The sequence below is a fragment of the Seohaeicola zhoushanensis genome, assembly GCF_014656415.1.
In the GTDB taxonomy this organism is placed as follows: domain Bacteria; phylum Pseudomonadota; class Alphaproteobacteria; order Rhodobacterales; family Rhodobacteraceae; genus Seohaeicola_A; species Seohaeicola_A zhoushanensis.
Window position 1 is genome coordinate 13,141 of the sequence record NZ_BNCJ01000021.1, and the last position, 11,950, is coordinate 25,090.

9 protein-coding genes are annotated in these 11,950 nt (G+C 67.0%); 4 read left to right on the forward strand and 5 right to left on the reverse strand.

What is annotated here, in order from left to right; all coding sequences use genetic code 11:
* Positions 1-111: 111 nt before the first annotated feature.
* Positions 112-1,998, reverse strand: coding sequence for a cation:proton antiporter domain-containing protein (locus tag IE266_RS22125; protein WP_189682314.1), 1,887 nt, complete (start codon positions 1,996-1,998; stop codon positions 112-114).
* Positions 1,999-2,020: 22 nt separating this feature from the next.
* Positions 2,021-2,476: an Lrp/AsnC family transcriptional regulator gene (locus tag IE266_RS22130; RefSeq protein WP_189682315.1), complete on the reverse strand. Its 456-nt coding sequence runs from the start codon at positions 2,474-2,476 to the stop codon at positions 2,021-2,023.
* Between the two features lie 143 nt (positions 2,477-2,619).
* Here IE266_RS22130 and hppD point away from each other — a divergent pair, with 143 nt between their 5' ends.
* Together hppD and IE266_RS22140 are read left to right on the forward strand one after the other, a co-directional pair.
* The gene (gene hppD / locus IE266_RS22135; RefSeq protein WP_189682316.1) at positions 2,620-3,714 is read left to right on the forward strand and encodes a 4-hydroxyphenylpyruvate dioxygenase; all 1,095 of its coding nucleotides are present in this window, start codon (positions 2,620-2,622) and stop codon (positions 3,712-3,714) included.
* 194 nt (positions 3,715-3,908) lie between these two features.
* Positions 3,909-5,051: a calcium-binding protein gene (locus tag IE266_RS22140; protein ID WP_189682317.1), complete on the forward strand. Its 1,143-nt coding sequence runs from the start codon at positions 3,909-3,911 to the stop codon at positions 5,049-5,051.
* 66 nt (positions 5,052-5,117) lie between these two features.
* Here IE266_RS22140 and IE266_RS22145 read toward each other — a convergent pair whose 3' ends face one another.
* Both IE266_RS22145 and IE266_RS22150 read right to left on the reverse strand, forming a co-directional pair.
* Entirely contained in the window at positions 5,118-5,753 is a 636-nt protein-coding gene (locus tag IE266_RS22145; protein WP_189682318.1) for a VPLPA-CTERM sorting domain-containing protein, read from the reverse strand.
* Between the two features lie 239 nt (positions 5,754-5,992).
* Positions 5,993-8,737 carry a hypothetical protein gene (locus IE266_RS22150; RefSeq protein ID WP_189682319.1) on the reverse strand — a complete coding sequence of 915 codons (2,745 nt, stop codon included), beginning with the start codon at positions 8,735-8,737 and terminating at the stop codon, positions 5,993-5,995.
* 188 nt (positions 8,738-8,925) lie between these two features.
* Between IE266_RS22150 and IE266_RS22155 the strand changes: the two genes are divergently transcribed.
* Positions 8,926-9,618, forward strand: coding sequence for an SIMPL domain-containing protein (locus IE266_RS22155; RefSeq protein WP_229864390.1), 693 nt, complete (start codon positions 8,926-8,928; stop codon positions 9,616-9,618).
* Between the two features lie 13 nt (positions 9,619-9,631).
* Here the strand turns inward: IE266_RS22155 and IE266_RS22160 are convergent, their stop codons facing one another.
* A complete protein-coding gene (locus IE266_RS22160) occupies positions 9,632-10,924 on the reverse strand; it encodes an O-acetylhomoserine aminocarboxypropyltransferase/cysteine synthase family protein (protein ID WP_189682321.1) in 1,293 nt (430 codons plus the stop codon).
* 212 nt (positions 10,925-11,136) lie between these two features.
* On the opposite strand from IE266_RS22160, the gene IE266_RS22165 reads away from it, so the two are divergent.
* Complete coding sequence (locus IE266_RS22165; RefSeq protein WP_189682322.1) at positions 11,137-11,814, forward strand: hypothetical protein; 678 nt, start codon at positions 11,137-11,139, stop codon at positions 11,812-11,814.
* Positions 11,815-11,950 lie beyond the last annotated feature (136 nt).

Here is an 11,950-nt window from a genome sequence, read left to right on the forward strand (position 1 = left end):
CGGGGAGGCGATATACGGTGCTCCGCGCGCCTGGCCGGTGTCGCTTTGGAGTATTTTTGAAGAAGAGAAGCCTGGGGCAGGGTGCGCCCGAGCCGGTCGGCGGCGCCGGCGTCAGGCGGATTTCTTCTTACGCTCGCCTTCGGTGAAGCGGGCGAGCAGCGCGGTTTCGAGATCCTTCTGCAGCTCGCGGGTGCGGGCGATATAGGCGGCGTTCTCGGAGATCGGCTGCGTCGGATCCCAGAGTTGGGCCAGTTCCTTCACCGCGGCGCGGTCGTGGTGGTAGAAGGTCTGCTGCGCCTCGGCGGCCTCGTATTCCGACAGGCCGATGTTCTCGAGCACGTAGCGGCCGGCGCGCAGGGCGGAGTCGAACATCTCGCGCACGATGTCGTCGGCGCCGGCGCGGTAGAGCTGGAAGACGTGAAAGCGGTCATAGGCGCGGGCGATGATATGCAGGTCGGGCCTTTCGCGCCGGGCATAGGCCACCAGCTGGGTCGCCTTGTCCTTGTCGTCCATCGCCACCACCAGGATGCGGGCCTTCATCAGCCCGGCGGCCTTGAGCAGCTCGGGGCGCGAGGGGTCGCCGAGGAAGCCCTTGAAGCCGAATTTGCGCATCAGCTGGATCGTCTGCATGTCCTTGTCGAGCACCACGGTGCGAAAGCCGCTGGCCTGCACCAGCCGGTTCACCACCTGCCCGAAGCGGCCGACGCCGGCGATGATGACCGGGCCTTCCTCGTCGATCTCGTCGGGCTCGAAGGGGTCGGCGCGGTCGCCGAGGCGGCGCGAGATCTGGTCGTAGAGGATGAAGAGCAGCGGGGTGATCATCATCGAGAGGGCGATCACCAGCAGCAGCTTCTCGGAGACCGCCGAGGGGATGATGTAGAGCTTTTCCGAGAAGGCCAGCAGAACGAAGCCGAATTCGCCCGCCTGCGCCAGCGACAGGGTGAACAGCGCCCGGTCGCGGCCGTGCAGGTTGAACAGGCGAGCCAGCAGGAAGAGCACGGCGCTCTTGATGAGGATCACCAGCAGCGCGAGGCCGATCATGTCGTCGGGCGCGGCGAAGAAGGCGTGGAAGTTGATGCCGGCGCCGACGGTGATGAAGAACAGGCCGAGCAGCAGGCCCTTGAAGGGTTCGAGGTCGCTTTCCAGCTCGTGGCGGAACTCGCTGTTGGCAAGCACCACGCCGGCGAGGAAGGCGCCGAGCGCCGGGGAGAGGCCCACCAGCGTCATCAGGAAGGAGATGCCCACCACGATGAGCAGGGCCAGCGCGGTATACATCTCGCGCAGGCGGGCGGCATGGATGAAGCGGAACACCGGGCGGGTCAGGAAGACCCCGGCCAGTATGATGGAGGCGATCACCGCGATGGTGACCAGGGTGACGCCCCAGCCCGGCAGGCCCTGGAGCAGATGCGCGGCCGCGTGGCCGCCTTTCCCGGCGTCGTTGACGGCGAGCGAGATCGAGCCGTCCTCGTTGATCTTGCCGTAGACCGGCGCGGCCAGCAGCGGCAGGAAGGCCAGGATCGGGATCACCGCGATATCCTGGGTCAGCAGCACCGAGAAGGCCGAACGGCCGCCGCCGGTCTGCATCAGCCCCTTCTCCGAAAGCGTCTGCAGCACGATGGCGGTGGAGGAGAGCGAGAGCGTCAGGCCCACCGCGAGCGCCACGCTCCAGGGCTGGCCGGCGGCCATCGCCGCCGCCATCAGCACCAGCGTCGAGAGCACCACCTGCAGCCCACCGAGGCCGACCAGCCGGTGGCGCATGTCCCAGAGCGTGCGGGGTTCGAGTTCGAGCCCGATCAGGAAGAGCATCATCACCACGCCGAATTCGGCGAAATGCTGCAGTTCGGCCGTCTCGGCGCCCACTAGCCCGAGCACCGGGCCGACGATGACGCCGGCCGCGAGGTAGCCCAGCACGCTGCCCAGCCCGAGGCGCGCGGCGATGGGCACGGCGATCACCGCGGCGGCCAGGTAGATGCAGGCCTGGTAGAGGAAACTTTCCATCGGTCGGCGGACTCCTGTCGGGTCAGGTCGGCAGCGGGGCGTCCTGCTTGAGCTGGTCCATCACGATCTGGCTTTGCACGCGGGCGACCGAGGGATGCGACAGCAGGACGTCGTGGATCAATGTGTTCAGAGCGCCGAGGTTAGTGCAATAGACCCGCAGGAGATAATCCGCCTCGCCGGTCATGGTCCAGGCGCTGGTGATCTCGGGGCGGGACCGCACCAGGCGGGCGAAGGCCTTCGACTGCTCGGGGCCGTGGGTGGCGAGCTGCACCTGCACGAAGCCCTGCACCGCGAGGCCGAGCCGCGCCGGGTCGAGCCGGGCGGCATAGCCGGTGATATAGCCCTCGGTCTCGAGCCGCTGGCGGCGGCGGCCGGCCTGGCTGGGCGAGAGGTTCAGCATCTCGCCCAGCTCCTGCGCCGTCAGGTGGGCATTGGCCTGCAGCGCGGCAAGCAGGCGGGTGTCGGTCGAGTCGAGCATGTGCGGCCTTTTTGCGTTCCATATAAGGATAACGTGAAAATCGCGCATGTCGAAGGCAAAAGGGGCGCAACTTCGCGCAAAACCTGCATGGGATCTGCGCTATTATGATGGGGCGAACAGATCAGAGCAGAGGAGACGCCGTCATGGGCCCGTTCCCGCACCAAGCGCCGAAAGCCGTCATTTCCGAGGAAAACCCCGCCGGCACCGACGGTTTCGAATTCGTCGAATTCGCCCATCCCGAGCCGCAGGCGCTGCGCGATCTCTTCGCGAAGATGGGCTATCAGCTGGTTGCGCGGCACAAGCGCAAGGATGTCGAGCTCTGGCAGCAGGGCGACATCACCTATGTGCTGAACGCCGACCCGGAGAGCTATGCCGCTAAGTTTGTCGAGGAACACGGCCCCTGCGCCCCCTCGATGGGCTGGCGCGTGGTCGATGCGCAGCATGCCTTCGCGCATGCGGTCTCGAAAGGCGCCGAGCCCTTCGAGGGGCCGGGCAAGACGATGGACGTGCCGGCGATCAAGGGCATCGGCGGGTCGCTGATCTATTTCATCGACCAGTATTACGAGACCTCGCCCTATAACGCCGAATTCGAGTGGCTGGCCCAGTCGAAGCCGCGCGGCGTGGGCTTCTTCTATCTCGACCACCTGACCCACAATGTCTTCAAGGGCAACATGGACAAGTGGTTCGATTTCTACGGCAACCTGTTCAATTTCCGCCAGATCCGCTTCTTCGACATCGAGGGCAAGTATACCGGCCTGTTCTCGCGGGCGCTGACCTCGCCCTGCGGGCGGATCCGCATCCCGATCAACGAGGACCGCGGCGAGACCGGGCAGATCGTCTCCTATCTCAAGAAATACAAGGGCGAGGGGATCCAGCATATCGCGGTGGGCACTGACGACATATATGACGCGACGGATGCGATTTCCGAGAAGGGCATCACCTTCATGCCCGGCCCGCCGGATGCCTATTACGAGCTGTCGAAGGAGCGCGTGCAGGGCCACGAGGAGCCGATCGAGCGGATGAAGAAGCACGGCATCCTGATCGACGGCGAAGGCGTGGTCGACGGCGGCGAGACGCGGATCCTGCTGCAGATCTTCTCGAAAACGGTGATCGGGCCGATCTTCTTCGAGTTCATCCAGCGCAAGGGCGACGACGGTTTCGGCGAGGGCAACTTCAAGGCGCTCTTCGAAAGCATCGAGGCCGAGCAGATCGCCACCGGGGAGATCGCCGCGGAATAAGCGGGTCCAGGGGGAGGTGGAGAGACGCCGCGGGGACGCCCGCGGCGTTTTTCGTTTCCCGCAAATCTCGCAGATATTTACGGTATTGCTTGTTAACTCCTGCATTTCGCGTCTAATTGCCCTCGGGAAACCCCGGGAATGCGACGGAAAGCGAACCCGGATGGTTCTCCGAAGTCTATTATTAGGAGAAGGCAATGGCCGTCATTTCACTCTATTCAGGCATGAATGCCTTTACCTATTCGGATCTCTATGCGCTGAACGTCGATAACGCGAGAATCACGACCACCAGCGCGACCTTGCTGGCAGGCTATGTGGACGGTTTCTATGTCAGCATTCCGGGCCGCTATTATTACGACGCCTATGGTCTGACCAGCGGAACCGTCTATGGGATGACCGTGAGCTATGGCAGCACCACGCTGGCGTCGATCAGCGGGCTGTCGATTGATGCCGAGACGATGGCCTACATGGATCCGAGCCAACTGGAGCGGATCATGCTGGCCGGCGCGGACAAGGTGACTTCCTACTGGAACACCGGCGATACCTATTACCTCTACGGCGGCGACGACTGGGTCCGGCTGGGCAACGGCAACGATTTTGTCGATGGCGGCACCGGGGTCGACACCATGCGGCTCGAGGTCAACCAGGCCAGTGCGAAGTTCAACATGATCTTCTCCAACAGGTTCGAAGTCGTCAGCGCGCAGGGCCGGGATACCCTGAGCAATGTCGAGGTCATCGAATTCAACGACTGGAAGATCGGCCTGCACGGGGGCAACTCGGCCGGGAACACCATTTCGGGCGATACCTATGCCGGGGTGATCCGCGACATCATCTTTGGCGCGGGCGGGAACGACACGCTGCGGGGGCTGGAAGGCGACGACTGGCTCTACGGTCAGGGCGGCGATGACAAGCTCTTCGGCGACCGCGCGCGCGACTGGCTGTTCGGCGGGGGCGGCAACGACCAGCTCGAAGGCGGCTACGGCGACGACCGGCTGAAGGGGGGCGGCGGACGCGACCTGCTGCTTGGCAACCAGGGCAACGATGTGCTGTTCGGCGACAAGGGGAACGATCTTCTGGCCGGCGGTGCCGGCAATGACGTGCTGACCGGCGGGGCGGGGCGCGACGTCTTCTGGTTCCAGAAGAACCAGGGCGACAATGTCATCCGCGATTTCGAGCTGGGCCTCGATCACATCGAGATCGGCCGGGGCGCCTCGCGGCTTCGCGGGCTGGATTTTGTCCAGAAGGGCGGCGACGTGCTGGTGAGCTTTGAGGGCACCGATATCCTGGTGAAGAACATGCAGGTCGCCGACCTGCAAAACGCCGACAACTTCCTGTTCTGAGCCCCACTCGCGACAGCAAAAAGGCGCGGCTGCTGGCCGCGCCTTTCGTTTGCGTGCCGGGCCTTGTCAGGCGCGGCGCTTGCGGCGCATCAGGCCGAAGGCGGCCAAGCCGGCGGCCAGCAGCGGCAGGCTGGCGGGAACCGGAACCGGTTCGGGCTCGAACTCGATATTGCCGTCCTCGCTCGGCAGGTACCACAGGTCGTAGTGCGAAAAGTCGTTGCTGAGGTTGTATTTCTTCTTGCCCGGGTTCCACTTGTAGATGGCCCAGGTGCCCGAGCTGGCCGAGGCATTGAACAGCGCATAGGCATTGCCCTGCTTCAGCCCGATCAGCCAGGAGGAGGCGATGCCGAGCGGGTCGGTGAGCGACCAGCTGTCGGTGCCGCCGTTCTTGAGCGCCAGTCCGTCCGTGAAGTCGATCGCGCGGTCGCCCTTCTCGAAGGCGACGGTGGGTCCGTCACCCTGCTTTTCGTATTTCGCGGCCAGGGTGTAGGTCTGGCCGAACAGCTCTTCCGTGGTCGGCGAGCCGCTGTAATCGGGCTGGCCGGAACCGCAGGAAACATCGGTGGCGACGTTCGCGACGTCGGAAAAGACGAACTTCCAGTCGCCGACAACGCATTCCGCCGTCGCGGCCTGGGCGGTATTCGTGATCGACAGCAGCCCGAAAACGGCGGCGGCCAGGGTGGTTCCAAACTTCGGTCCCAAGGTAAACTCCAAACTCAAGACGGTTAATCTGCGGTGTTGATGACGCTTTCGCCGGGCGCGGTCCATCGAAATGACGCGCGTGCAGAAATTCGCGCGGAAGTTGTCAGGAAATGCTGGGGTTTTCTGAATAGGTGTCTTGTGAGGGCCCGGTCTGGGCGGAAACAATGCGATTCACGAAGGGGCATTGTTTCCATTCAATGCGAGGCGAGTGAGTCGGGCGCGCAGCGCTGATGTCGGACTCAGCCGCTCGGCACCTTGAGGGTCAGGTTGCGGCCGCCCTTCTGGTAGCGCAACTCGCCGTCGCCGATGGCGACGATGCGGCCGCCGTCGACGGTGTCGCCGACCTGCACCTTCTTGTAGCGCCCGCTGGGCAGGCGGATCAGGGCGCGGCGGTTCGACGGCGTGCCGTAGACGCCGATCAGGTTCATCTGCCGCAGGTTGATCGCGTTGCGCATGGTGGCCTGGCGCGCCACCGAGGCGCTGGTGGGGATGCGCGGGGCGGCGGAGGCGACGGTATCGGGCTCGCCATCGTCGCCCTGGTCGGCTTGCGGCGAGGGCGTCGGTGTGGGCGTGGCGCGGGCGACCAGGCTGGCGAAGCCGGCAGGGCGGGCGTCGGGGCGGGGCGAGCTGGAGACGGCGAGGGCCGAGCCGGCGCTGGGCCGCTCGGTCTCCGCGGTTTCCGGCGCGGCCTCGGGTTCGGCAGCGGCGGGCGCGGGTACCGAGAGCGAGGCGGGACGCGGGCGCGGGCGCACGGCGGCGAGTTCGGCGCGGGTCAGCCCGCCGAGTTCCGAGCGTTCGGCCTTTTCCGAGATATCGGCGGGGCGCAGCTTGGGCCGCACCTTGGCCAGCCGCGCGAGTTCGGCCGAGTTGACCGGCGGCGGGGTGTCGGCCACGGCGGGGCGGTTCGGCGGCCGCTTGCTGGGGCGGCCGGCATAGACCATCACCCCGTCGGGGTTCAGCGTGCCTTCGCGGGTCGCCTCCACCAGGCCGGCGGAATCGAGCTGGAATTCATGTGTCGCCGCGGCCGGCGAGTTCTGGGTGCCGGGCGGGCGGTCGGTGTCGAGTTCGGCGGGCGAGACCAGCGCAATGGCGTCCTGCGCCAGGTCGCTGCGGTCGATCGAGGCGATGTAGAGGTCGTCGATGCCGATGATCGAGGGGGTCTCGGGCACCTCGGGCGCAGTGGGCCAGATACCGGTGGCGGCATAGCGCGCGGCGTCGGTCAGGGGCTCTTCGGGCTGGGCCTCGACCACGGGTTCGTCGATCGGCTCGCCATCAGCAAGGGCCTCGTCCTCGACCGCGACGTCGGGGTTGCTCAGCATCGCCGTCTCGACCTCGGCGGGGGCCTCGGGCGATGCCTCGGGTTCGACCGGAACGTCCGGCTCGGGGGCGGCGTCGACGGTCTCTTCGGCTGCCGGATCGGGCTCGGCCGCGCCGCGCAGGGCGTCGAGCACGGCGGCGTCGGTGGCCGAGAGGCCATCGGTCGCGGCGGCCTCGCCGGTGGTGAGCTGGGTCGCCGGTTCGACATCGCCGGTTTCCACCGGGGCGACGGGCAGGACCGGTTCATCGGACTGCACGGCAGGGGCCGGAACCGTGGCCGGGCGCAGGGCGATCTCGGTCCGTTCGGGCGTGCCCGAGCGGAACAGCCCGGCGACGCCGTCGTCGAGGAACAGGCTGGCCCAGATCGCGATGACGGTGAGCAGTGCCAGCAGGCCGCCGGTGACGATCAGGCCGATGCGGCGGCCGTCGGTCGAGATCGTCTCGTTGTTGCGCGCGCCGAAGACGGTCATGCGCGCGGCCTCGTCCTGTGGCACCTGGCGCTGCGGTATCGGCGCGACGACCGGGCGGGCCGCAGGCGGCACCGGGCCGTTCGCCGTGGCTGGGCCGAGCGCGGGGCGCGGCGCGCTTGCGGTTTCGCTGCGGGCCGGGCGGGTGCGCCGGGTCAGGAAGGCGGCGAAGCCCTCGGCGGGCGCGGCCTCGTCGGGCACGGCGAGGGCCGGTGCGGCGACGGTGCCGCGTTTCGGCTTGTCCTCGGGCAGGTCGACAAAGACCGGCTCGGGCAGGTCGTGGTCGTGCTGGTCGTCGGTCTCGGCGAAATCCTCTTCGGGGAGGTCGTCGTGATCGCTTTCCTCCGCCGCAACCTCCTCGGCCACATCCTCCTCGGCTGGAAGGGTGGGGTCGGCGGTGCCGGCGTCGACCGGCTCGGGGGCGGGCGCCTCGGCCTCGGCGGGCAGGTCCTCCACCTCGTCAGGCAGCACCGCCTCTTCGGGCTCGGCCGCCAGTTCCGAGGCCAGGGCCGCGGTTGCGCCCAGCGTGATGCGGGGGGCGGGGGCCTCGCCGTCGGGGGTGACGTCATAAGCCGGGGCCAGGCTATGCGACCGGCGGCTGGCAAAGCTCGGCACCGGGCCTGACGGGGCCTTCGCGGGCGCCGGATGTTCGGCGGGAATCACCGCGGGGCCGACCACGACCACGGCAACGCCATCGGGTTCGACCCGTTCCTTCTTGCCCAGCCCCCGCGCGGCGCCGAAGAAGGGCTCGCCCAGGAAGGGGTTGTCGCCGGGCACCGCCACGAAGCTCACCGGGCTGAAGCCGTGCTCGCTGGCGAAATCCTCGGCCTCGTCCAGCGTCTCGCGCGCGACGGCGGCGATATGGGTCATCGCGCCGTCGGGCGTGGTGTCGAAGGCCAGTTCGTCGATGGCATAGGGCGTGGCCCCGTCGAGCGTCGTGCGCACCATCTCGTCGCGCGCCTCGCCGGTAAAGCTGCCGGTCTCGACGCTCAGGTAGCGGACCTGGTCGTTGGGGATGATGACCTTGCAGCGCAGCTCGCCCGGGGCGATGCGCAGCGCTTTTTCGCGCAGCGCGGAGAGGTCGCCGGTCAGGTCGGCGGTGTCGAGCGAAACTTCGCCGACCGTACGCCATCCGCCCGCCGCGCGGTGCAGCAGGGCGATGCCATCGAAGGACAGCGAGAGCGCAAAGGCCGGTTTCATCAGCGGCGATTCCCAATCAGAGCCACGGGTCATCCCACAGCGACGCCGGTAGTCCCTCTGCGCCAATTCGGCAAGGCCCGTGGCAGGTCCTTGCCTAAGAACAGAAATTCACCGAAGCCGCCCTTGCGGGCAACGGTCCGCAGCCCCTACGTATGATAAAATTCGAGAAATATTAAGGGAGAATGGACGTGAACGGCAAGGTATTGTCAGCAGCCGCACTGGCCTGTGCACTGGCTGCGCCCGCGATGGGCGAAACTGTGCCGCCGCGGCAGATCGTGGTGACCGGCGAAGGCCAGGTCGAGGCGGTTCCGGACATGGCGGTGATCTCGCTCGGGGTCACCAACCAGGGCAAGGCGGCGATGGCGGCTATGGGCGAGACCTCGGCCGCCGTGGCGGCCGTGCTCGACCGGCTGACGGCCATGGGGGTCGAGGCGCGCGACGTGCAGACCCGCAACATCTCGGTCACGCCGATCTGGAGCGATCCGGGCAACCGCGGCGGCACGCCCGAGATCAGCGGCTTTGCCGCCTCGAACACGGTTACGGTGCGGGTGCGCGATCTCGACCGGCTGGGCGCGATCCTGGACACGGCGATCGGCGACGGGGCCAATGACTTCAGCGGTATCCGCTTCTCGCTGCAGGACCCAGGCCCGCAGGAAGCCGAGGCCCGCAAGCGCGCGGTGGCCGATGGCATGGCACGGGCGAAGGAACTGGCCGAGGCGGCCGGCGTGACGCTCGGGCCAGTGCAGCAGATCACCGAGATGGGCGGCGGCGGCCCTCAGCCGATGATGGAGATGGCCATGGCCCGCGGCGGCGGCATGCCGGTCGCCGCGGGAGAGATCAACGTCTCGGTCTCGGTCTCGATGACCTTCGCCATCGAGTGAGACCGAGGCGGGATCAGGCGGTGGCCTTGTTCAGCGCCTGGTCCAGATCCGCGATGAGGTCGTTCACGTCCTCGATCCCGATCGACACGCGCACGACGCCGGGGCCCGCCCCGGCGGCTTCCTGCTGCGCGGGCGTCAGCTGGCGGTGGGTGGTCGAGGCCGAGTGGATGATGAGCGAGCGGGTGTCGCCCAGGTTCGCCACGTGGCTGAAGATCTCGAGCGCGTTCACCAGCTTGACGCAGGCGTCATAGCCGCCCTTGACCGCGAAGGTGAACAGCGCGCCGGCGCCCTTCGGGCAGACCTTGCGGCCGCGCTCGTAATAGGGCGAGGACTCGAGGCCCGCATAGGTCACGTATTCGATGCGCGGATCGTTCTCGAGCCAGTTGGCGATCTTCTCGGCGTTCTCGACATGACGCTGCATCCTGAGCGACAGCGTCTCGGTCCCCATCAGCGTGTAATGCGCCGCCTGCGGGTTCATCGTCATCCCCAGGTCGCGCAGGCCGACGGCGATGCCGTGGAACATATAGGCCAGCGGGCCGAAGGTCTCGTGGAACTTGAGGCCGTGATAGGCCGGTTCCGGCGCGGAGAGCGAGGGGAACTTGTCCGAGGCCGACCAGTCGAACTTGCCCGAATCCACCACGCAGCCGCCGGTGACGGTGCCGTTGCCGGTCAGATACTTGGTGGTCGAATGCACCACCAGCGTCGCGCCCAGCTCGATCGGGCGGCAGAGGTAGGGCGTGGCCGAGGTGTTGTCGACGATCAGCGGCACGCCGGCCTTGTCGGCGATATCGGCCAGCGCGCGGATGTCGCTGATATAGCCGCCGGGGTTGGCGATGCTCTCGCAGAAGATCGCGCGGGTGTCGGCGTCGATGGCGGCCTCGACGGCACCGAGGTCATCGGTATCGACGAACTTGGCCGACCAACCGAAGCGCTTGATGGTCTGGCTCATCTGGGTGACGGTGCCGCCGTAAAGACGGGTCGAGACCACCACGTTGCGCCCCGGCGCCATCAGCGGGAACAGCGCCATGATCTGCGCCGCGTGCCCCGAAGAACAGCAGACCGCGCCGACGCCGCCCTCCAGTGTGGCGATGCGTTCCTGCAGCACGCTGACGGTCGGGTTGGTCAGGCGCGAATAGATGTAACCCACTTCCTGCAGGTTGAAGAGCGCGGCGGCGTGATCGGCGTCGCGGAAGACATAGGCCGTGGTCTGGTAGATCGGCGTCTGCCGCGCCCCGGTGGCCGGATCGGGCCGGGCGCCGGCATGGATCTGCAGCGTGTCGAAGCCATAGGTGGGTCCGTCGGACATGGTTTCCTCTCCCTCAGTTCGGATGACTCAGGCGACAGCGTTAGAGCATTTCGCGCCGGGGTTCACCGCAATTCGCGATTGTCGCAGCAAAATCAGCGGGAGGGAGCAGGGCGGCGGGCTGTCGCCGATCGGCCACAGCATAGTTTTTGACTATGTTGACTTTTGCTGCGGACCAACATAGACATAACCTATGTTGAGGTCAGGAGACTGATATGAACGACGAAATTCAAACGATTGAAAAGACCGGCAAAAAGGCACGTGCAGGCAAGCGCGCCGCAGCTGGCAAGGGCAAGGCCGCGAAACCGGCGAAGGCCGGCAAGGGCAAGGCCGCAGCCGAGGCCAAGGCGCCTCCGGCAACGCTCGCCGAAAAGCGCCTCGCCAAGCGCAAGCGCCTGGCCGAAGCCAACACGGTGACCTTCCTGATGGAAACCGACGTGCGCAAGTTCGTGACCGCCGCCGCCAGGGAGGCCGGCATGGACGTCGCCCCCTTCATGCAGAAGCTGGTCGAAACCTATGTGATCGACAACGCTCCGGCAGGCGATGCCCTGGCCAAGCGCCTGGCCGCCAAGCGCGCCGTGCTCGACCGCATCGTCGATATCTCGCGCGAGATCGACAAGGCTGGCGGCTTTGACGAGCATTTCATCCTCTCGGTGATGAAGCGCGCGGCGACCGACGCCACCTTCCAGGCCAATTACGACGCCGCCGTGGACGCCGATACCGCCGACGAACGCGCCCTGGCCCGCGCCAAGGCGCCGATCAACCAGCAGATGGGCCGCCTCATCAAGCGCGCCGCCGGCGCCAAGAGCAAGCGCGACGAGAACGGCAAGATCCAGCGCGCCCAGGTCACGGGCGAGGTGATCTCGACCTACACGCTCCTGGAACGCGCCTGATCCCCCTCCAGATCGGGTCTGTTACCGTCAAGGCCGCCTCCCTCGGGGGGCGGCCTTTTCTCATGACCTGACCCTGGCGCGCTCGGCCCGCGGCGCGGCGAGCAGGCAGGTCAGCAGGGCGGCGAAGAGCAGGAAG